This is a genomic window from Bacillus sp. XB1 (assembly GCF_053557995.1).
The window spans coordinates 2,541,753-2,564,107 of record NZ_JBNRIL010000001.1 but is presented as its reverse complement, the minus strand read 5'-3'; the positions used below and the strand labels follow the sequence as shown (position 1 = coordinate 2,564,107).

Sequence of the window (22,355 nt, the reverse complement as noted above, 5' to 3'; positions counted from 1 at the left end):
GAGAGAGGAAAATGGCTGTGAAGAAATTGTTAAGTGTCTTTTTATCATTCTTGCTATTGCTTTCATTTACTGGAACTTTAGCGCAAGCAGAAGAAACTGCTTCTATGTCAGTAGAAAAAGCAATTCAAGTATTTAAGCAGCAAGGGAAAACGAAGGGGATAGTAGAAGGATATATTGTTGGATATACGCAAAGTTCTTCTAAATATACGAAGGATCCAGCTAAGTTTGATGATACAAACGTAGCAATTGCAGATTCGCCAAACGAAACGAATCCAGACAAAATCATGCCCGTTCAGTTACCGAAAGGTGATGTGAGAACGGCAGTGAATGTAAAAGATCACCCTGAAAATATCGGGAAGAAAGTTAGTTTGACTGGGACCCTTGAATTATATTTTAGTAACCCAGGTCTAAAATCAGTAACAGCTTATAAGTTTCAAGGTGAAGGACAAAACCGTGTTAGCGATGTAGTAGCTTCACCGAACGGTGGAGAAGTTGCTAAAGGAACAGCGGTAACATTAACGACGAATACAGAAGGCGCAACAATCTACTATACGTTAGATGGCTCTAATCCTACTAATAAAAGCGTTCGTTATAATGGACAAATTATAGTGAATGAAAATAGTGTAGTGAAAGCAATCGCAGAAAAAGAAGGACTTACTCCTTCAGCAATTTCGACATTTTCATTTATTATCGTAAATAATGAACAGGTTCGTATTCATGACATTCAAGGGAAATCACATATGTCTCCTTACAACGGGAAGAAAGTAAACAATGTGGAAGGCGTTGTCACAGCGCTTGATAAAAACGGCTTTTATATAGAAGATAATCAGCCAGATAATAATCCAGCTACTTCAGAAGGTATGTACGTATATAAAAAAGATGTGAATGTAGCAGTAGGAGATCTTATTCAAGTTGATGGAGTAGTAGAAGAATATGTTGGACCAGGATATGCAGAACGATTTGAAACAGACTTAACGACGACTGAAATTAAAGCGAGCCGCGTTGCTGTAATCGCAAAAGATCAATCTTTGCCAGCACCGATTGTACTTGGGGAAAACGGTGTGAAAATCCCGGACCAGATTATTGATAATGATGCATTTGGTTTATTTGATCCAAATGAAGATGCAATCGACTTCTATGAAAGTATAGAAGGTATGCGTGTTACGATGCCAACACCAAAAATTATTACACCTCAGAAAAACGGAAATTTATATGTAACAGTAAAAAATGGTGGAGATAAAATAGTAACACAATATGGCACACCTCTATTAGATGAAAATCAATTAAACCCAGAGCGCCTTTCTGTAAAAGTACCTCGCGATTATGTAGCAAAAGTAGGAGATACTTTTACTGGAGATATAACAGGGGTAGTAGGATATGATTACGGTTCTTTCCGTATTTCTCCAATAACAGAACTGCCAGCTGTAGTGGATGGTGGATTTAAGCAAGTAGGGGCAAATATTCAGCCACGTCTTGATAAGTTAACGGTTGCTACATATAACATTGAAAACTTCTCAGCGAATAAAAAAGAAACAACAGATGAAAAAGTAAAAGCGTTAGCGTATTCTATTAAATACAACTTAAAAATGCCAGATATTATCGGTGTAGAGGAAATGCAAGATAATAACGGATCAATTAATGACGGTACAACAGATGCGTCATTAAGCGCAAAACGTATCATTGATGCAGTTCTAGAAATTCGTGGACCGAAGTATGAGTATGTAGAAATCGCTCCAAACAATAATCAAGATGGAGGAGCACCAGGAGCGAATATTCGCGTCGGCTTCTTCTATAATCCATCACGCGTGAAATTAGCGACGGTACCGAAGTTACTTGATAAAAATGTTGTTCGTATTGGAGACGAAAATCCATTGTTTGAAAGTACACGTAAACCGCTAGCGGCAGAATTTACGTTCCAAGGACAAAACATTGTTGTCGTTGCAAATCACTTAAACTCAAAACTAGGAGATGCAACGCCATTTGGAAAAGTGCAGCCGCTCGTATTAAAGAGTGAAGACAAACGAATTCAGTTAGCACAAGAAGTAAATTATTTCGTGCAAGGAATTCAGAAAAAGAATACAAATGCACCAGTTGTTGTGTTAGGTGATATGAACGATTTCGAATTCTCTAAACCACTAAAAACACTAGAGGGAACAATCTTAAAAGATATGTTAAACACAGTGCCGAAAGAGAACCGCTACACGTACATTCATGAAGGAAATGCACAAGTGTTAGATCATATTTTAGTAACAAACAATATCGCACCACACACAATTGTAGACCCAGTACACTTAAACTCAAACATTATGAAAGAACACGGACGTGTAAGTGACCACGACCCAGTACTTGCTCAAATTGATTTGAAGAAGGCTTCTTAAAGTAGGGAACGCTTAGTTGACTAAGCGTTCTTTTTTTGCATTGTTATAGAATAGTATAAAGAGATGATTCCTTTTTTTGTAATCTAATGATAAAATTGATTGAATATTTAGTTTTTAATAAGGGGGACAACAATGCAGTTACAAATAAATGGAAAGGTAATGAATCAGTTTGCAATTTTTTTTAGTACGATCATCATGCTTCAGTTTGTAGCTGATATAACAGGACTTACAAGCAATCTAGATATTACGTATAACTTAATACATACAGCAGCTTCTTATATAACATTTAGTTTGGCGGTTATTTTCACTTTAATAGGTGCAAGAAGAGAATTAAGTAAATATGCAATTGTTTCATTATGTTTAGTTGTAGGTATTAAAGCGATTTACTTTGTAGCGGTCGTTATTTTATGGGGAGTGGCAGGTACGCCATAAGTGAATAGTAAATAAACCCTAATTTCCAATATAGTAAGGAAATTAGGGTTTTATTATACTTGAAACGCTTTTCTACACCGCTCTCTTTTTTGTAGTCTTCTTTTATATTTTTTTCTATCCCGCTTTACTCCTTGTATATACATAAGTAAGCTAACGAAAAGGAAGAAAGCACATTGCGTCATTAAAATATATGGTGACATGCTTTGCAATGGTTGTTTCGGATCATATAAATGAAAAGGTGCTCCGCCTATTGAAGGAAGTATTGTATTTAGCAGGACGTAAGGAATGGAGGCGGCTGCAAATGGAAAGAGAATTGCCATATAGTCTTTTTGTGACCATACAGATGCAGCAAGTCCTAAAAGGGCCATTAAACCTGCAAATAAAAAATTAATTCCGATATATACAGCAATGTAAGTGAGAGGCGCATCAAAATATAGGTTTGCGAACATTCCATCAGCATTTATGATGCCTGAACCAACCGTAGGTGTTCCGTCTGGAATGGTTAATTTGCAAAATAATAACGATAAGATGAATGGAAGTGTATAAAGAAATCCTCCGCAAAAAAACGTAACGATATATTTCGCTACTGAATAAGGAAATATAGAAATCCCCTTACTCACAAACGGTTTAAAACCATCGGACTTATCCGAATTGTAACTTGTACTAAAGGGGAAACTCGCAATAACTGGCATTAATAATAAATAAACATCCATTTCATTGTCGCGAAATCCAATCCATTTTAAATCTGTTGATATAGGACCATTTGCTGCGTTTCCTAAATAACGAATTACATAATAATAGTGATAAATGCAAATAAGAACGAATCCACTAAGCATCATAATTAAAGAAATACGACTACAAAAAGCTTGCTTTATATTTAAACGAAGTGCACGCATCATGACTGAAAAAGCCTCCACTGTTTTGATAAACTTGTCTATTTTCTATATTACTATTAATTGTAAAGATTTTCTTGTTTTTTTATTTGATTATTTGAAAAAGAGGAATTTTGTTGTTGTGAAGTAAGGTTTAGCTGAAATTAATTTTTCTAAAATATGGTTGACAATTAAGTATTACATTTGTAATCTTGATTATAGATTACAAATGTAATACTTAGGAGTGAAACAGACGATGACAAATCAATTACCTAAAATATCTGAAGCGGAATTAGAAATTATGAAAGTACTTTGGTCGAATTCTCCGCAAACAGCTAATGAAATTATAGAAGAACTGGAAGATGCAATGGACTGGAAACCGAAAACAATCCGCACATTAATTAATCGATTAGTGCAAAAGGAAGCCGTTGCTTACCATCAAGATAAAGGGCGTATGTACGCTTATTACCCGTTAGTATCACAAGATAATTATTTGCAAGTGGAAACGAAATCTTTACTAAAACGTTTTTGCGGTGCAGCGTTTAAGCCATTACTTGTTAATTTCTTAAAAGAGGAGAAATTATCTTCAGAAGATATTAATGAATTAAAACGCATTTTAGATGAGAAGACAGAGGAGAATAAGAGGAAGGATCGATAAAAATGATAAACACGCTTATAAATGTATACCTTCCTCATTTTTTTGATTGGCTTATAGAAACGTCACTTATGGCTAGCATATTAGTCGGATTTATTTTATGTATAAAAGTTCTATTTAGAAATAAATTAACCCCCCGGTGGCAATATATGCTGTGGATCGTATTAATGATAAGACTCCTTTTACCGTGGTCGCCAGATAGCTCTTATAGCATTTACTCATTACTTTCTTATAGTTCTAGCGTATCGGAAGTTATTCCAAAAAATATGCCGGCTACTGAGAATATAGTGAACATAGAAAGCGACCGAAAAGTGGAATTGGAATCAAATTCTAAAATGGTGACAAAAACTAGCGAACCGGAAGTAAAAGTCAGTTCGGAAAAACAGACTACATTTTCTTTATACAAACTTGCTTTGTATGTGTGGCTAGCTGGGGTAATCATATTAGCAGCCATCACGTTTCTTACAAATAGACGTTTATATTCTTACATAAAGAAACAACCGGATATTACGGACGAACAGGTCACTACAGTGTTTAATCGCTGTAAGCAGTCTATGAAAATGAAGAAGGCAGTTTCATTACGTCTTGCAGGAAAGATTGCAAGTCCAACGGTTTTTAGTTTCTTTCGCCCGAAAGTATTACTATCAAAAAAACATATGAAAGTATTAAATGAACAACAATTACAATATGTCTTTTACCATGAGTTAGCTCATATTAAGAGAAACGATGTAGCTGTAAATTGGATTATGTACAGTTTAATCCTATTAAATTGGTTCAATCCAATTCTTTGGTACGCCTATTTTTGTATGCGAGAAGATCAAGAATTAGCCTGTGATGCATATGCACTTACTTTTATAGATAAAGAGGAACAAATTGCATACGGTCATACAATTATTACCCTTTTAGAACACTATTCCTATCAAGTACCAAGCCTAGCAAATTTAAGTAGAAATAAACGAACACTAAAAAGGAGAATCATTATGATTAAAAAATTCCAAAAGAAATCGTATCGTCTTTCTTTACTTGGAGTGATTGCGATAGCAGCTATAGCAGGCGGATTTTTATTAAATGCAAGGATAACCGAGGGAGATGAAAGACAGAAGGAAAAGGTTGTAGAAAATAAGCAATCTAAAGCGGCATTTGAAAAAGCGATAGAAACAGTATATGGTACACCAGAGAATGCAAGTAGAGAATGGGGTATGTCGATAAAGTCATATAAAAGAGATACAGATCTTTTGTATTTGGCAGAAAAGAATTTTACAAAAAAAGAATTTGAGCAATATGTCCAATTATTTAAAGAGGCTAGCGAAATTCAGAAACAAGCAATGGTTAAGAAAAATGTGCCTGAGAATTATGATGGAGATACAAAGGAAATTAATCTTGAACGTTTGAATAAAACTGATCAAGAAAAATTAGCTAGTATTCAGAAGAAATTAAACCCTTTTAATGATAAATTGCAGAAGTCTTTAACATATACTATAGAAGAAGCAAAAGAACATGTACCGTATCAAATTAAGGAGCCAACTTATATACCTGAAGGTTATGAATTAAAGAGAGAATGGGCTGATTCATATTTTGGAAGAGATGTAGAATTAGTTATTAAATCAGAATATACAAAAGGGAAATATGGTTTTACAATTTACCAGTCAAGGATGTATATGGATGGTAATGTTAATGGTGGTAAGGATCCACTACACTACATGATGCCTGGAGAAGAGAATCTAGAAAGTTATAGTTTAGACGGGAAAGAAATGGTATATAATAAATATTCTCAAGGAGAGAGTAAGTTAAAAGGACTCAAAATGTTTGTACCAGCACAAGGTAAGAATAGTGATTATCAAATTGTCATAGTAAATGATATTTTTACAAGAGATACAAAGATATACGAAGAGATAATTGATGATGATCTAACTAAGAAAGAGATGGAGAAAATATTACTTTCTATGTCAAAATAATAGACAGTGTTCTTAAAACTTTGGTTTTAAGAACACTGTCTATTTTATTAAGTTTCTAGTGGGATCTAGTCAGCAATTATTTACGAATATATTCTAGCTTTCCATACAAGTATACTTTTTGATAAACTATGGACAGTATGATATAACTTGACTGAAATTTTTTTATACTGGAAATAATAAAAAGAGAACTTGTATAGAATGTAAGCGTGTGGTAATATCAAAGATGTACTTATTGACTATATTATCCAATTGGTCATTTTTGGAGGTGACAATGTGGCGATAGATCGAAAACGTTCTATTATTGAAGCTGCAACAAAGTCTTTTTCAGCGTTCGGTTATAAAGCAACAACGATGGATCAAGTAGCGAAGTTAGCGAATGTAGGAAAAGGAACGATTTATACTTTTTTCAAAAATAAAGAAGAGCTATTTGGTGAAATTATTTCTAATTTAATTACAGAAATGAAGCAAGTTGCAGAAAGTGCAATTCATTCAGATGTTTCATTTTTTGAAAATGTACATAGAGCATTATATAGCATCTTGGAATTTAGAAAAGAACATCAGCTTATGATTAAATTAATTCAAGAAGAGCGCGATATGGGAACGAAAGAAGTACAAGAAGTTATGCAACAAGTTGATGTGGAAATCGTTTCTGTTATTCAATCGTATTTAAAGATTGCGATTGAAAAAGGTGAAATTAGCAAATGTGATCCAGAAATTACAGCATTTATTATGCTTCGTCTATATGTATCGCTTATTTTTGATTGGGAAAAAAATCATGAACCGCTAGAAAAAGAAAAAATTGCAGAGTTATTTGAACTTTATTTACTAAAAGGATTGTCAAACTAAGATAATCCTTTTAATTTTATAAAAATGACCAAATGAACAATACGGTCATATATTTAAGTTAAGGGGGGATATAGAAAAATTATAATCATAATAAGAAAAAGTTGCATAGTAATAAATTCGGGGATAAGGCATATGTATGAACAAGTATAGCCTTTTTGTTTGGGTAAAAATGACTACATGAACATTTTGGTCATTTTATAAAAGGGGGAGAAATTATGAAAGGGAATCAGTTACTTCGGAAAGAGTTCACGGAAATTATAAAAAGTAAAAAAATATTAATTCCAATTATTGCGGTCTTATTCGTACCAATTTTATATGCAGGGATGTTTTTGTGGGCTTTTTGGGATCCGTATAAACAGTTAGATGACTTACCAGTTGCAGTAGTCAATTTAGATAAAGGCGCAGTATTTGATGGGAAACCAATTGAGGTCGGAAAAGGGCTCGTTGATAATTTAAAAGATAATAAAAGTTTTAAATGGGAGTTCGTAAGTGAAAAAGAAGCGAAGAAAGGAATGGAAGGTAGAAAGTATTACATGTTAGTGCGCATTCCAGATGACTTCTCAAGTAACGCTACAACGTTACTAAAAGACGATCCGAAGCCATTAAACTTAGAATATATTCCAAACGAAAGTTTGAACTTCTTATCTTCACAAATTGGCGGAACAGCCATTGAAAAAATTAAAGGTGAAGTAGCAAGCACGTTAACGAAAACATATGCAGAGAAAATGTTTGATTCCATTCAAGACGTCTCAAAAGGATTAGCAGATGGGGCGGAAGGAGCAAATAAACTACACGACGGATCAAGTGAGCTGCATGATGGTTCAAGTAAAGTGACGGATGGCCTTCATACACTGCAAGGGAAATCTGGGGAGATGAAGGATGGCGTTGGGAAACTATTTGATGGATCTGGGAAAGTGACAGCAGGTTTAAATACGTTAAATAGTAAAACAGGTGAGATGCAAATAGGTATCGGAAAATTAGTAGATGGATCAGGAAAAGTAACAGATGGTTTACATGTATTAAATAGCAATGCAGGTATCGGAAAATTAGTAGATGGATCAGGAAAAGTAACAGATGGTTTACATGCACTAAATAGCAATACAGGTATCGGAAAATTAGTAGATGGATCAGGAAAAGTAACAGATGGTTTACATGCACTAAATAGCAATACAGGTATCGGGAAATTAGTAGACGGCTCAGGAAAAGTAACGAACGGTTTAAATACGTTAAACAGTAAAACAAGTGAGATGCAAACAGGTATCGGAAAATTAGTAGATGGGTCAGGAAAAGTAACAGACGGTTTAAATACGTTAAATAACAAAACGGGTGAAATGCAAAAAGGTATTGGCGAATTGCGTAATGGATCTGAGAAAGTGACCGGTGGTTTGAACAAATTAGTAAGTAAATCCGGTGAATTAAAAACAGGAACAACTGATTTATCAAATGGTATGGAACAACTGGTTGGGGGACAAAACCAATTAGAGGTAGCTTCTCAAAAAATTGAAAAGGGTTTGCAAGATTTAAATAGTAAAGTGAAAAATTCTGCTGCAGGTTTAGAGGAAATACAGTCGAAAGGCCCTTCTATATTGAATACAGTAAATGAGAAAATAGATGGAGCTGGGGCGAATGTAAATCAGTTAAATGAACTTACGCAATCAACAGCAGGAGATGCAAAAAATGCAGCGCAAGATGTAGCGAATTTACAAAAGCAAATCGAGAGTTTACCGAAAGAATATCAAGAGCAGTTACAACCATTTATAACAAGTGCTGCAAAAAGTACAGCGACAGTTCAACAAAAATCTACCGGAGTAGCAGGTGGAACAAATAAATTAAATGAAGAAGTAAAACAATTAAAAGGCGAAATAAATCAAAAAACAAGTGATGCACAAAACAAACTACCGAATACAGCGAAATTGGACTCTTTAACAGAGGGTATTGAGAAATTAGCCAGTGCACAAAAAGGATTTGTTGAAAATTTCCAAGGGTTTGGTAAGAATTTAAATGTAGCAAAAGAAGGCGCAAATAAATTTAAAAATGAATCCGGTCAATTAATTGATGCGATAAATCAATTAGCAGATGGCTCTGGTCAAGTAACAGGCGGTTTAGGTGCATTATCTGTAGGAGCAAATCAAATGGCAGGTGGTGTACATCAATTAGCAGATGGCTCAAGTCAAGTAACAGACGGTTTAGGAACATTGTCTGCAGGAGCAAACCAAATGGCAGGTGGAGTAAATCAATTAGCAGATGGCTCAAGCCAAGTAACAGGCGGTTTAGGAACATTATCTGTAGGAGTAACGAAATTAGCGGATGGCTCAAGCCAAGTAACAGGCGGTTTAGGAACATTATCTGTAGGAGTGTCCAAATTAGCAGATGGCTCCGGTCAAGTAACAGGCGGTTTAGGAACATTATCAGCAGGGGTATCCAAATTAGCAGATGGTTCAAGCCAAGTAACAGGTGGTTTAGGAACATTATCTGTAGGAGCAAATCAAATGGCAGGTGGAGTAAATCAATTAGCAGACGGCTCCGGTCAAGTAACAACAGGCTTAGGTACATTATCAACTGGCTCAACCCAGCTAATCGACGGTGTAAATAAACTAGCAGACGGATCAGGAAAAGTAACTGATGGACTAGTGAAAGTAAACGATGGTTCAGGTGAACTTGCAGAGAAACTTGGCGAAGGAGCAGAAAAAACTGGTGAAGTAAAAGGGACGGATAAAACGTATGATATGTTTGCAAGTCCTGTAAAAGTGAAGACGGAGAAAATGGCGGAAGTTCCTAACTACGGAACTGGATTTACGCCGTATTTCTTATCACTCGGTTTATTTGTTGGGGCATTATTATTATCTATCGTATACCCATTACGTGATACAGTAGGCGTTCCAAAATCAGGATTTAGTTGGTTTATTAGTAAGTTCGGTGTTTTACTATCAGTTGGTATTATTCAAGCGATAGTAGCAGATGTTATATTACTGTTCGGATTAGGTGTAGAAGTACAAAGCATTCCATACTTCATACTCTTTAGCATCATTACAAGTTTAGCCTTTATCGCATTAATTCAATGTTTAGTAACAGCATTTGGTGATGCAGGCCGTTTTATCGCCATCATCACATTAATTATGCAGCTTACAACAAGTGCCGGAACATTCCCACTAGAATTGATTCCGAAGTTTTTACAACCATTCAATGCTTGGTTACCGATGACATACTCTGTATCAGGATTGAAAGCAGTCGTATCGAGTGGAGACTTTGACTTCATGTGGAAAAACATAGGAATACTCATGATTTTTATCGTTGTATTATCATTTGGAACAATCGTTTCTTTAACTTTGATGCACAAACGAAAATTTAAAAATGTGCTTGAAAATCAATCGGTTGAAGCGTAGATAAAAGCACCTTTTTGGTGCTTTTTTTATTAGTTTTGTTTTATCCCGCTTTAATGATGGGCAGTAAGACCCCACCTCAAAATTCAGCGAAAGCAAAGAAGTTAGGTGGGGATCAACTGCCCATTAAAGCCCGATTGGTGAGGGCTAATAATCAGTGGGGGATGAAGAAACCCCCACTGATTAAAGTTTCACTTCATTGGTTGAGAAAGTTCATTTGTTTTTCTGTTTTTACGGAACAAGTATATAACGATACTTATAAGAATAATTGTAGCTACAATCCAAATAAATGGACCATATTTTTCAGCAAAAGTATATAGTTTCATATTACTAGCAATTTCCTCTTTTGTTTTTCCTATTAGAATTTCAGAACCACTATACCCTTCAAGGGTATCCCCCTTTTTTATGCCAAAAATAAGAGTGTCTGATTTGTTTTCTATTCCCGTATATCGGTATCCTTTACTTTTAATTGTTAATTGAGTATCATCCTTTTTTAGTGAGTAATCTTCGATGGAAATATCTTTTCCTGACAGTGTAATTGGTTCCATCGAAAAACGAATTTCTTTTAATGCAGGAAGAACCTCATTATTTAGTAAGAGCTGCTTTGCAATATGTTGCTCTGTATCAATGTTTATCCAATTTGCTTTTCGTCGTTTATACGTATTAATTTCAAGGAGTGCGAATTCTTTATTTTGAAGTTTTTCCTCTGTAATAGGTTGCGCAGTAGTTAATGCTCCTTTTAATAAAATCACACCGTCTTTTGCAGATTGAAATGAAGAGACTTCTTTCGTTTCTTTTAATGTATTGATAGCACTTCTATAATCTTCTTTTCCTAAAAGAACAGCTCCTGTATGTACGGTTAAAATAAGATATAGAATGCTTAATACTATAATAGCTTTTTTCACTATGTACCCTCCAAAGTATGTATAAGTTAATTGTAACATAATTTACCATTTTTAATTTGTTAATTTGAATAATAGGTTGCAAATGTAAAAGTGGTAAGTCAGTTTGAAGAAAGTGTGGGTGAGAGGAGTAAAAATGAAAAGGAATTCCATAATAGGAAACCAGAAGATACAAAGAAAATAGATAGTAGAATATATACGTCTGTCGTAGTAGCTTCATTATCGAATAAGAGAGGAAGCAGTGTTGAAGCACCTATGGTGAAAAATAGCAAAAAAGATAATGAATAAGAAAAATTTATCAATTTTAGAGTGAAATATCATTTATAATCATCCTTCTCCTTAATTTCACCATATCGCATGTGCAGTTTAAACGAAAGAAAAGGATTTACAACAATTTACAGAGAAAACTAGAATAGAGGAGTTGATATGATGAAAGGAAATCTTACTTATTATTTTATCTTAAATCCGCTAATCATCTTTCTTGTTTACGCCCTTTCACCTATCTTGTTTCATAAAGAAAAATATATAAATATGAAAGATGCACTAGGAATACTTGTAGTTTACTATGTGCTTATTAGTGGGTATTACTTTATGGATGTTGTAAGTAAAAGAATGAAGAAGAATAGTAAGGACAAACAATAAAGTTTTGTTGTATAAAAATTAATGGAGGACAATAAAATGACTGAAAGTGAAATGAAATTCCGTGATACGACCATTCGTAACTTTTTCGATAAAGAGGATCGCTTAAAATCGATTCCAGGTCAAAAGAAGAAAAAACTAGTATTGTTAGAGCATTTAATTAGCAAGTTAGATGCTGGAAATCAATATACAGAAAAAGAAATTAATACATTTATAAAACAATATCATGATGATTTTTGTACAATTAGACGTGAATTTATTGTACATAGGTTTATGGATAGAGAGGATAATATGTACCGTATAAACGGGAGAGAAGTTTGGACGAAGTGGGAGGAATTAAAATAATGAATCAGCGAGGGGATCCCCGCTGATTATAAGCCTGTGCTAGTCTTGCTGTTTCTTTGTAGTAAGTCTATGAACGCTTCAACATTCGAACTTGTAATGTATCCAAGCGTTATATATTCATCTTCATAGTAAAATATTATTTTTTTGTCAAAGATTCTTCTCTTCGTTTCTATGGATAGAATTTTTTCATAATCAAATTCGGCAATGAATGTGTTTTTATATTGGCTAAAAAAGAGAAGTCTTTTATTAGTAGCAAGTAACATGCCAGGATATGGGACTTTATGCGTAATCATATAGCCAGTAAGTGAACATTTTAAAGTAGATAAAATCTTTTCTTCTTTATGTAATAGTTGTTTTGCAGCTGTTAAGATTGGATTCATTGCATACATTCCTTTTATTTTGATGTATGAATATTGTATCAAGAGTAAAAAGATTCTCAATATGCAATATTGCATATTGGACGTTTTATAGTTTTAATATTATTTTTTAAAAGAAAAAGTACGAGGTGATTCAATGATACGATTAGCAAAAGAGGCTGATGCAGAAGCAATAATGAACATTAGAAAAGAAATTATATTATCGGAAAATACTACAAAGTTTTTCATAGTATCTCCAAAGAAATTACCGAATGATATTGATGCAGAAAGAGAAAAGATACGGAAAAGTAATGAGAAAGGTAATCTTTATATTGTGTATGAAGTAGATTATAAGGTGGTAGGCTTTTTACTTTTCAACCGATATGAACTAGAACGGTTACAACACGCAGGCACAATGGGAATGGGGATTAAAGAGGCGTATTGTAATCAAGGCATCGGCACGAAATTAATTGAATTTCTTATTAGTTGGGCTAAAGGGCAGAAAGGTTTAGAGAAAATTTGCTTAGGTGTAGTTTCTGTTAATGATCGGGCAATTAAAGTGTACAAACGTATGGGCTTTGTAGAAGAAGGCAGACAACGAAAGCAAATTAAATATGAAGATGGATCATATGGAGATGATGTATTGATGGGCTTTTATATTAAATAAAGAATATATGGTATTAAGAAAAGGAATGTACATAACGTAAATTTCTAAAAGCAGTATATTGCCCCTGCATTAACAGACTTTTACCTATGTATAATATTAATATAGTAAAATCATAACAACCGATATTGCAGTTTCCAATAATATACTATATAATCAATTTAAGAAAACGTTTTCATGCAAAGGGGGAGAATTTCGTGTCGACTATAGAGGACGTGGCGAAATTAGCAGGGTTATCAAGGACAACGGTTTCTAGGGTGATTAATAATCATCCATATGTTTCAGATGAGAAGAAAAAAAGGGTTCAATTAGCAATGAAGCATTTAGGCTTCGTTCCTAATTCTGCGGCGAGAAGGCTTCGTAAACAAAAAACGGAAACAATTGCGGTGCTAGTTCCAAGGATTACAAATCCTTTCTTCAGTAGATTTATTGAAGCAATCGAGATTGCTGCTTCTGAACATAAATATAAACTGATTATTTGTCAAACAAGATATTTACCGGAAAAAGAGATGGAGTATTTACAATTATTATCTACGAAACAAGTAGATGGGATTATTCTATGTTCACTAGAAAATCCGTGGGAAGATGTAGAGCCATACTTACAGCACGGTCCAATCGTGTTGTGTAATGAATATATTGAGGAAGCAAATATTCCAACAGTGAAGTTTGATCATGCGCAAGGAGCATACATAGCTGCGAAGCATGTGTTAGATCAAGGATATCGTAATCTTATTTTTTGCCGTGGTAACGAAACCAAAGTCGTTAGCCAGCAGCGAAAAATGGGCTTTTTACGTGCAATAACTGAGAAGAGCCGCCAAGTAGAAGCGATTGACTTTCTTGAAAACGCTTTCTCTTGGGAGGATGGAAAACGAATATTCCATGAAGTATTAAAGGACAAAAAAAATCCTACCGCGATTTTGGCAGGAGGCGATGAGGTAGCAGCTGGAATTATCTCAGAGGCGAAACGCCATAACTGGAGCATTCCAGATGATCTCGCTGTTATCGGTTTTGATAATCAAATATTATCGCAGATTACAGAACCAGGTATTACGACAATTGAACAGCCAATTGATGAAATGGCCAGAAAAGTTGTCGACCTGATGATGGATAAAATCCATACGAAAAATTATCGAAAAAAAGAATTGTATGAGTTTGAACTGGAGCTCTTGGTGAAAGGTTCAACGATGAAGGATAAGATGTTATTAGCCTAGTAGACTATGTCTGCTAGGTTTTTTTATGTTCAAAAACTACTATTCTTCGTGAACGCAATCATCACATTTGTTATGGTATGCTTCGTGTTGCTCATCAATTTCTTTCCCGCAGTGCGCACAAGTTTTCGTCGGTAAATTTCTGAAAAACTCCATTGGTTGATCGATCATGTCAATCCCTCCATTTCCATTTCTTACTATCATTGTATTAGTACAAAAAATAAAAGTCAACAACTGTTTTATAACAAAATTGAAAATTAATGAAAAAGTTTAGGAAATGGATTATAGTTAACAATGTAGGATGTAAGTAAAAAACTTTCTCAAGTACGGAGAAAAACTGCATTCCTACTCGGTTTTAGAAAGGATGGATACATATGAAAATGACTGTTGTCGGCTTTTGGGGCGGCTTTCCAGAAGCGGGAGAAGCAACGTCGGGGTATTTGTTTGAACACGATGGTTTTCGTTTACTTGTAGACTGTGGTAGTGGTGTACTAGCACAGCTTCAAAAATATATAACACCATCTCATATAGATGCAGTTGTACTGTCACACTATCATCACGATCATGTTGCGGACATTGGGGTATTGCAATATGCGAGATTAATTACGAGTGCGACAACAAGGCAACTACCGGAATTACCAATATACGGTCATACGTTTGACGAGAATGGATTCCATTCTTTAACACATGAACCACATACGAAAGGAATCGCGTACAATCCAGAAGAAACACTTCAAGTTGGACCGTTCTCGATTTCGTTCTTAAAAACTGTTCATCCTGTTACATGCTTTGCGATGCGTATTACAGCTGGAGATGATGCTGTAGTATACAGCGCTGATTCAAGTTATATTCCTGAATTCATTCCATTCACGAAAGATGCTGATCTTTTCATTTGTGAGTGTAATATGTATGCACATCAAGAGGCTGCAAAAGCAGGGCATATGAATAGTACAGAAGTAGCAAGTATTGCAAAAGATGCAAATGTAAAAGAACTTTTATTAACGCACTTACCGCATACAGGCAACCCATCTGATTTAGTAACAGAAGCAAAACAAATTTTCAGTGGCCACATTACGCTAGCGCATAGTGGCTACGTATGGAACTCATGAGGTGATACGATGTTATTTATTGATAATAAAGGAATTACAGATCCTAGAATAAACTTAGCGATTGAAGAATATTGTGTGAAAAATTTAGATATTAACGAAACATATTTACTGTTCTACATTAACGAACCTTCGATTATCATTGGTAAAAACCAAAACACAGTAGAAGAAATTAATGCAGATTACGTAAAAGAAAAAGGTATTCATGTCGTTCGTCGTCTATCAGGCGGAGGCGCAGTATATCATGATTTAGGAAACTTAAACTTCAGTTTTATTACGAAAGATGATGGAGACAGTTTCAGCAACTTCAAAAAATTTACAGAACCTGTAACGAAAGCGCTTAGTAAATTAGGCGTAAATGCAGAACTAAGTGGTCGTAACGACATTTTAGCTGAAGGTAGAAAAATTTCAGGTAACGCACAGTTCGCAACGAAAGGTCGTATGTTCAGCCACGGTACGTTACTATTTGACTCTGAAATCGATCACGTCGTATCAGCGTTAAAAGTAAAAATGGATAAGATTCAATCAAAAGGAATTAAGTCAATCCGTAGCCGCGTTGCGAACATTACAGAGTTCTTAAACGAAGAAATGACGACAGAAGAGTTTAGACAACTTCTTCTAGAAACAATTTTCGAAGGAGAAACAGAAATCCCAACGTATGAATTAACAGAAGAGGATTGGAAAGCAATCCATAAACTTTCTGAAGAACGTTACCAAAATTGGGATTGGAACTACGGAAAATCACCGAAGTTCAACTTACAACATTCACACCGCTTCCCAGTTGGACAAGTTGACGTTCGTCTTGAAGTGAAAAAAGGAACAGTAACAGAATGTAAAATTTACGGCGACTTCTTCGGTTCACTAGATGTTCATGATATCGAAGAGCGTCTAACAGGCGTTCAGTTCGATAAAGATGCATTCACTGCAGCTTTAGAAGGCGTAGATATCGCACGCTACTTCGGTAACATTACAACAGAAGATTTCTTACATTTATTCTTCTAAAAATGAGGGAGGCTTCCATAACGGGCAGCCTCTTTCTTTTTTGCGTAGATTGTCAGGTTTTGTCGGTAAGTCGATATAACTGAAAAATCGCTCATAAAATTTCATTTACCACAAAACATAAAATCACAGGACATTTGCCCCTCGTAAAGGAATATATATATTCAAAAGGAGGCGAATCGAAATGAAAAGGGTAATGTACGTTGTATTATTACTCAGCTTCGCCGTCGGAATGACAGCGTGTAACAGTGGATCGCCCTCAAGTCGTACAATTTTGTCTATCGGAAAACCGGCTGAGGATAATGTTATATATTTTACGCATACAGATAACAAACGAAAGATACATGATATACAAGACATGTTTCAAAATAAGAAGTGGAAAAGAAATGAAACATTCAGCACTGTTAATAAAACACTAGATGTCATCTTATCAATAGATGAAGACAATATAGGGTTACCGACATTATATGTTACAGTTTATTTTCATGAAGATGGAGCGGACGCTCTTAACTTGTTTGGAAAGCATACGACGTTACATAAAGAGGAACTTGATAAACTTAGAGAAAAGATGAGTACATATTATCCTAAAATGATTTTTGGTCTAGTGTTATAAATTACTTGTAAATAAAATCCCCTTATTTTTCCAAAGTAAACTAAGAGAAGGTGATCTGTCTATATGCAGTTAATAGAATATCACTTGCCACTTTAATTTTCTTTTAATATAATTAATTTAGAATTTTTAAATATTCTAAATTTTATAAAGGTGGGGTTTTTGTGAATCTCGTTCAATCTTTGGCTGAAACGGCAAAAAAGAAGGGGGAAAAACCGGCTTATATATTTATGGATCAGTCGGTCTCATATGACCAATTAAACAAAATGGTCACAAGGTTTTCTAGCAATTTAGCAGAAATGGGCATTGGAAAAGGGGACAATGTCGCATTAGTTGTTGGGAACTCACCACATTATTTGGTCGGTTTATACGGAACAATGAAAGCCGGAGCAACTGTTATTCCAGTTAATCCAATTTATACAGCAGACGAAATGCATTATATTTTCCAAAATGGAGATGTAAAAACAATCATCGTACTCGACGTCCTTCTACCTGTTATACAATCTCTTACAACAAGACTTCCTTCATTAGAAAACATCATCATATGTGAAACCTCATCAGATTTTAACCATACAGAAACCGAAAAAATGAAAACGTTTACTAGTTTTGTGGGGACTGGAGATACAACTTACGAAGGTCCTGAACTAGATGAAGAAGATGTAGCGGTTATTCTATACACATCGGGCACAACTGGAAAACCGAAAGGCGCTATGTTAACACATAAAAATTTATATAGTAATGCGAACGATGTGGCGTCGTATTTACAATATACGGCTGATGACTGCGTTGTTGCGGCACTGCCTATGTTCCATGTATTCTGTTTAACAGTTGCGGTAAATGCACCGATTGTGAACGGGGCAACGATTTTAATGTTACCGAAATTTAGTCCGAAAGAAGTATTCCGTATTTGTCGCACGTACGAACCAACGATCTTTGCTGGCGTACCGACGATGTACAATTATTTATATTTATTTGAAGAAGCAAGCGCAGAAGATGTGAAGACGCTTCGCCTTTGTATTTCCGGTGGTGCATCGATGCCTGTTGCTCTTCTGCAAAACTTTGAAAAACGTTTTAACGTTATTGTTTCAGAAGGATACGGTTTATCAGAAGCATCACCAGTTACTTGTTTCAATCCGCTAGATCGTCCTCGGAAACCAGGATCAATTGGCACAAATATTTGGCATGTAGAAAATAAAATTGTAAATGAACTTGGGGAAGAAGTACCTGTCGGCGCAGTCGGTGAATTAATTGTTCGCGGACCTAACGTTATGAAAGGATACTATAATGCACCAGAAGATACAGCTGCGACATTGAAAGACGGCTGGCTATATACAGGTGACTTGGCGAAAATGGATGAAGAAGGTTACTTCTATATCGTGGATCGTAAAAAAGATATCGTCTTAGTTGGCGGTTATAACGTATACCCTCGTGAAGTAGAAGAAGTATTATATACGCACGAATCAGTAGCGGAAGTTGTCGTAATCGGTGTTCCTGATGAAAACTTAGGAGAAGCTGTGCGAGCGTACGTCGTTTTGAAGCAAGCAAACGTAACAGAAGAAGAACTAATGCATTACTGTACGTTACATTTAGCGAAATATAAAGTGCCGAAAAGCATTGAGTTTTTAATAGAATTGCCGAAGAATACGACGGGTAAGTTGTTAAGAAGAGCATTGAGAGAGAAAGCGATGCAAGTGTAAAAATGAGGCAACCATCTTTGGAGGTGGTTGCCTCATTTTTTTTGTATTGATTAAGCGGTGGTGCCATATATTTAAACCTGTATATGACCAACAAGGAGGGGACATACGTAGATCAGAAGAAATTAACGCTTACGTCGGGTGCAATATCTTATTTGTGAAATTATGGATGAACTCTGAAAGTGATAAGAACGGTAATTTTAATCAAAATGGAGTAGTGGACTGTGAATCAATGGCTACGGTGTTAGTAAATGCATATAAATTAGAATGGAATGAAAATAGTAAGTTACCAAAAGAATTTGCTGATTTGAAAAATCATTGGGCTCAACGTATGCCAATATTTTAGTTTAATAAGAAAATTCAAATTCCAAGTTGACACATGTGAATTACAGAATTAAAATGAAAAGAAATCGAATAGAATACATTAGAAGCTAATCAGATAAACTGAAGGCGCACAATGTTCACATTTGTGAATATATTGTGTGCCTTTTTCTATTGTATAAACTAAGGGGGCTTAACGATGAAAAAGTGGGGTAAGACAGCGTTTATGAAAAGTACAGGTGTTTTATTATCAGCAGTTGTACTTTTATCAGGGTGTGGTTCGGCAACATCCACTAGTAATTCTGAAGGAAGTGGAGATAAAAAAACAGTTGAGCTTTTAAATGTTTCTTATGATCCAACGAGGGAGTTATATCAAGATTTCAATAAAGATTTTGCGAAGTATTGGAAAGAGAAGCACGGGCAAACAGTAAATGTAAAACAATCACACGGGGGATCTGGAAGTCAAGCGCGCTCTGTTATTGATGGCTTAGAAGCAGACGTTGTTACACTAGCACTTGCTTATGATATTGATGCGATTAGTAAGAAAAAACAATTAGCAGAAGATTGGCAGAAGCGACTTGCGAATAATTCCACTCCATACATGTCAACAATTGTATTTCTTGTTCGAAAAGGAAACCCGAAAGGTATTAAAGACTGGGATGATTTAACGAAAAAAGGTGTGTCTGTCATTACACCAAACCCAAAAACATCAGGCGGGGCACGTTGGAACTATTTAGCGGCGTGGGGATACGCACTGAAAAAATATAATAATAGTGAAGATAAGGCGAAAGAGTTTGTTAGCCAAATTTATAAAAACGTAGAAGTATTAGATTCAGGAGCGCGCGGAGCAACGACAACATTTGTTGAAAAAGGAATTGGTGACGTATTAATCGCATGGGAAAATGAAGCGTTATTATCCCAAAAAGAGCTTGGAAAAGATAAATTTGAAATTGTAACCCCTTCTATTAGTGTACTTGCAGAACCACCAGTAGCGGTTGTAGATAAAGTCGTTGATAAAAAAGGAACGAAAAAAGTAGCAGAAGGGTATCTTGAATATTTGTACTCAGAAAAAGGACAGGAAATTGCGGCAAAAAACTTTTATCGTCCACGTAATGAAAAAGTAGCAGAAAAATATGCATCTCAATTTCCGAAAGTTCAATTATTTACAGTAGATGAACTATTTGGTGGCTGGAAAAAAGCGCAGGAGAAACACTTTAATGACGGCGGCGTATTCGATAAAATTTATCAAAAATAATGCGTACTGCTAAAGGGGGATGAGGTGAAAGAGGATGAGGAAGAAACGTGTTTTACCAGGGTTTGGATTATCGCTTGGATTTACAATGTTGTACATGAGTTTATTCGTACTTATACCACTTTCTATCGTATTTATTCAAACTTCACAGTTAGGTTGGAAGAAGTTCGCTGGGGTTATAACGAACGAGCGTGTGTTGCATTCCTATCAAGTTAGTTTTACAACTTCATTTGCAGCTGCTATTGTAAATGCCATTTTCGGTTTATTAATAGCATGGGTGCTCGTACGCTACAAATTTCCAGGGAAAAGACTATTAGATGGACTCATTGATTTACCGTTTGCACTTCCGACAGCTGTAGCTGGTATTACACTTACAACGCTTTATGCGGAAAATGGATGGATTGGGAAAATATTTAGTCTGTTTCATATAAAAGTAGCTTTTACACCACTCGGAATTATCGTTGCGCTTACTTTTATCGGTTTACCATTTGTCGTTCGAATGGTGCAACCAGTGCTGCAAAATATTGATAAAGAAGTAGAAGAGGCAGCTTCGAGTTTAGGTGCATCCCGCTTACAAATATTTGTGAAAATCATTTTACCAGAAATCTTTCCCGCTCTTCTTGCCGGTTTTTCACTCGCATTTGCAAGAGCATTAGGAGAATACGGATCTGTCGTTTTCATCGCAGGTAATATGCCGATGAAAACAGAAATTGCACCACTGATGATTATGACGAAACTAGAACAATATGATTACGCGGGGGCAACAGCTGTAGCGACCGTGATGCTTATTATTTCCCTCCTTTTCCTTCTTCTTATTAATATGATTCAAAGCTGGAGTAGAAGGCATGAACTAAAAAGTGAATAGGAGGAGAGAAAATGGAACCAACATTATTAGAAAAGAAAATAGTAAAAAGCGTATCAGCTAAAAAAGAATCTAAGCTTGTACCAGGCATATTAATTACGATTACAGTTTTATTTTTATCTCTCTTTCTATTACTGCCACTCATAACTATTTTTCTAAAAGCCTTTGAAAGAGGGATGGATGTATACATTGCCGCTATTACAGATCAAGAAGCATTTTCAGCAATTAGGTTAACGCTTCTCGTTACGTTAATCGTTGTACCGCTGAATACGGTATTCGGAATCGCAGCGGCATGGCTTATTACAAAGTTTCAGTTTAAAGGAAAACAAGTATTACTCTCTCTTATTGAACTGCCGTTTGCTGTGTCACCAGTTATCGCAGGATTAGTATTCGTCTTACTTTTCACACCGAGGGGTGCTCTTGGCGAATGGTTACTTGAACATGGAGTGAAACTCATTTTCTCTGTACCAGGCATTATTATCGCAACAATCTTTGTAACCTTCCCGTTCGTTGCACGTGAATTAATTCCGGTTATGCAGGCGCAAGGGAAAAGTGAAGAAGAGGCAGCTTTATCACTTGGCGCAAGTGGCTGGAAAATGTTTTGGCGCGTTACGCTTCCAAATATAAAATGGGGTCTTTTATACGGCATGATTCTATGTAATGCCCGTGCTATCGGTGAGTTTGGAGCCGTTTCTGTCGTATCAGGTCACGTGCGTGGCATTACGAACACGATGCCGCTCCATATTGAAATTTTGTACAATGAATATCAATTTTCAGCAGCATTTGCAGTAGCGACGTTAATGTCATTAATTGCAGTGTTTACACTCGTTATAAAAAACTGGATTGAATGGCGAATGGAAAAACGACAATAAGGGGGAT

Annotated in this window: 23 protein-coding genes; 19 read left to right on the top strand and 4 right to left on the bottom strand. The window is 35.5% G+C overall.

The features are described from left to right. The first annotated feature begins 11 nt into the window (after positions 1–11). Both ACK1U5_RS13150 and ACK1U5_RS13145 read left to right on the top strand, forming a co-directional pair. Entirely contained in the window at positions 12–2,378 is a 2,367-nt protein-coding gene (locus ACK1U5_RS13150; protein WP_113710750.1) for a DUF6359 domain-containing protein, read from the top strand. Positions 2,379–2,510: 132 nt separating this feature from the next. Then, positions 2,511–2,810, top strand: a complete 300-nt coding sequence (locus ACK1U5_RS13145) for a hypothetical protein (protein WP_001176845.1) — start codon at positions 2,511–2,513, stop codon at positions 2,808–2,810. A gap of 53 nt (positions 2,811–2,863) precedes the next feature. Here ACK1U5_RS13145 and ACK1U5_RS13140 read toward each other — a convergent pair whose 3' ends face one another. Further along, on the bottom strand, positions 2,864–3,709 hold the full coding sequence (locus ACK1U5_RS13140) for a hypothetical protein (protein ID WP_113710749.1): 846 nt from the start codon (positions 3,707–3,709) through the stop codon (positions 2,864–2,866). 229 nt (positions 3,710–3,938) lie between these two features. Between ACK1U5_RS13140 and ACK1U5_RS13135 the strand changes: the two genes are divergently transcribed. The 4 genes from ACK1U5_RS13135 to ACK1U5_RS13120 all read left to right on the top strand — a co-directional run bounded on the left by ACK1U5_RS13135 (position 3,939) and on the right by ACK1U5_RS13120 (position 10,521). After that, the gene (locus ACK1U5_RS13135) at positions 3,939–4,340 is read left to right on the top strand and encodes a BlaI/MecI/CopY family transcriptional regulator (protein WP_048568194.1); all 402 of its coding nucleotides are present in this window, start codon (positions 3,939–3,941) and stop codon (positions 4,338–4,340) included. A 2-nt stretch (positions 4,341–4,342) separates the two neighbouring features. Further along, entirely contained in the window at positions 4,343–6,292 is a 1,950-nt protein-coding gene (locus ACK1U5_RS13130; protein WP_048568193.1) for a M56 family metallopeptidase, read from the top strand. Positions 6,293–6,565: 273 nt separating this feature from the next. Further along, a complete protein-coding gene (locus ACK1U5_RS13125) occupies positions 6,566–7,138 on the top strand; it encodes a TetR/AcrR family transcriptional regulator (RefSeq protein WP_069604994.1) in 573 nt (190 codons plus the stop codon). Between the two features lie 215 nt (positions 7,139–7,353). Beyond that, positions 7,354–10,521 carry a YhgE/Pip domain-containing protein gene (locus ACK1U5_RS13120; RefSeq protein ID WP_242259204.1) on the top strand — a complete coding sequence of 1,056 codons (3,168 nt, stop codon included), beginning with the start codon at positions 7,354–7,356 and terminating at the stop codon, positions 10,519–10,521. A 188-nt stretch (positions 10,522–10,709) separates the two neighbouring features. Here the strand turns inward: ACK1U5_RS13120 and ACK1U5_RS13115 are convergent, their stop codons facing one another. Next, positions 10,710–11,462 (bottom strand): hypothetical protein, encoded by a 753-nt coding sequence (locus ACK1U5_RS13115; RefSeq protein ID WP_003283506.1) that lies wholly within the window; start codon positions 11,460–11,462, stop codon positions 10,710–10,712. A gap of 51 nt (positions 11,463–11,513) precedes the next feature. On the opposite strand from ACK1U5_RS13115, the gene ACK1U5_RS13110 reads away from it, so the two are divergent. The 3 genes from ACK1U5_RS13110 (at position 11,514) to ACK1U5_RS13100 (ending at position 12,404) form a co-directional block, all read left to right on the top strand. Beyond that, positions 11,514–11,708 carry a hypothetical protein gene (locus tag ACK1U5_RS13110; RefSeq protein WP_042890589.1) on the top strand — a complete coding sequence of 65 codons (195 nt, stop codon included), beginning with the start codon at positions 11,514–11,516 and terminating at the stop codon, positions 11,706–11,708. A 138-nt stretch (positions 11,709–11,846) separates the two neighbouring features. After that, a complete protein-coding gene (locus ACK1U5_RS13105; protein ID WP_069605187.1) occupies positions 11,847–12,062 on the top strand; it encodes a hypothetical protein in 216 nt (71 codons plus the stop codon). Between the two features lie 36 nt (positions 12,063–12,098). Beyond that, positions 12,099–12,404, top strand: coding sequence for a DUF2087 domain-containing protein (locus tag ACK1U5_RS13100; RefSeq protein WP_000140286.1), 306 nt, complete (start codon positions 12,099–12,101; stop codon positions 12,402–12,404). A 26-nt stretch (positions 12,405–12,430) separates the two neighbouring features. Here the strand turns inward: ACK1U5_RS13100 and ACK1U5_RS13095 are convergent, their stop codons facing one another. After that, positions 12,431–12,784: a PH domain-containing protein gene (locus ACK1U5_RS13095; protein WP_001068217.1), complete on the bottom strand. Its 354-nt coding sequence runs from the start codon at positions 12,782–12,784 to the stop codon at positions 12,431–12,433. Positions 12,785–12,917: 133 nt separating this feature from the next. Between ACK1U5_RS13095 and ACK1U5_RS13090 the strand changes: the two genes are divergently transcribed. Then, positions 12,918–13,427 (top strand): GNAT family N-acetyltransferase, encoded by a 510-nt coding sequence (locus ACK1U5_RS13090; protein ID WP_000620018.1) that lies wholly within the window; start codon positions 12,918–12,920, stop codon positions 13,425–13,427. 194 nt (positions 13,428–13,621) lie between these two features. Then, the gene (locus ACK1U5_RS13085) at positions 13,622–14,635 is read left to right on the top strand and encodes a LacI family DNA-binding transcriptional regulator (RefSeq protein ID WP_000103715.1); all 1,014 of its coding nucleotides are present in this window, start codon (positions 13,622–13,624) and stop codon (positions 14,633–14,635) included. Positions 14,636–14,674: 39 nt separating this feature from the next. Here ACK1U5_RS13085 and yhfH read toward each other — a convergent pair whose 3' ends face one another. Then, positions 14,675–14,803 (bottom strand): protein YhfH, encoded by a 129-nt coding sequence (gene yhfH, locus ACK1U5_RS13080; protein WP_000567010.1) that lies wholly within the window; start codon positions 14,801–14,803, stop codon positions 14,675–14,677. 203 nt (positions 14,804–15,006) lie between these two features. Here yhfH and ACK1U5_RS13075 point away from each other — a divergent pair, with 203 nt between their 5' ends. From ACK1U5_RS13075 to cysW, 8 genes are all read left to right on the top strand, one after another. Continuing rightward, positions 15,007–15,741 (top strand): MBL fold metallo-hydrolase, encoded by a 735-nt coding sequence (locus tag ACK1U5_RS13075; protein ID WP_000784690.1) that lies wholly within the window; start codon positions 15,007–15,009, stop codon positions 15,739–15,741. A gap of 9 nt (positions 15,742–15,750) precedes the next feature. Then, positions 15,751–16,740, top strand: a complete 990-nt coding sequence (locus ACK1U5_RS13070; RefSeq protein WP_000897275.1) for a lipoate--protein ligase — start codon at positions 15,751–15,753, stop codon at positions 16,738–16,740. A 181-nt stretch (positions 16,741–16,921) separates the two neighbouring features. Further along, positions 16,922–17,350, top strand: a complete 429-nt coding sequence (locus tag ACK1U5_RS13065) for a hypothetical protein (protein ID WP_113710747.1) — start codon at positions 16,922–16,924, stop codon at positions 17,348–17,350. Between the two features lie 161 nt (positions 17,351–17,511). Then, the gene (locus ACK1U5_RS13060) at positions 17,512–19,044 is read left to right on the top strand and encodes a fatty acid--CoA ligase family protein (RefSeq protein ID WP_069605189.1); all 1,533 of its coding nucleotides are present in this window, start codon (positions 17,512–17,514) and stop codon (positions 19,042–19,044) included. Positions 19,045–19,210: 166 nt separating this feature from the next. Beyond that, positions 19,211–19,387 carry a hypothetical protein gene (locus ACK1U5_RS13055; protein WP_001999272.1) on the top strand — a complete coding sequence of 59 codons (177 nt, stop codon included), beginning with the start codon at positions 19,211–19,213 and terminating at the stop codon, positions 19,385–19,387. Positions 19,388–19,561: 174 nt separating this feature from the next. After that, complete coding sequence (locus tag ACK1U5_RS13050) at positions 19,562–20,617, top strand: sulfate ABC transporter substrate-binding protein (protein ID WP_113710746.1); 1,056 nt, start codon at positions 19,562–19,564, stop codon at positions 20,615–20,617. A gap of 34 nt (positions 20,618–20,651) precedes the next feature. Beyond that, the gene (gene cysT / locus ACK1U5_RS13045; RefSeq protein ID WP_001227879.1) at positions 20,652–21,479 is read left to right on the top strand and encodes a sulfate ABC transporter permease subunit CysT; all 828 of its coding nucleotides are present in this window, start codon (positions 20,652–20,654) and stop codon (positions 21,477–21,479) included. Between the two features lie 11 nt (positions 21,480–21,490). After that, positions 21,491–22,348, top strand: a complete 858-nt coding sequence (gene cysW / locus ACK1U5_RS13040) for a sulfate ABC transporter permease subunit CysW (RefSeq protein WP_000433829.1) — start codon at positions 21,491–21,493, stop codon at positions 22,346–22,348. Positions 22,349–22,355 lie beyond the last annotated feature (7 nt).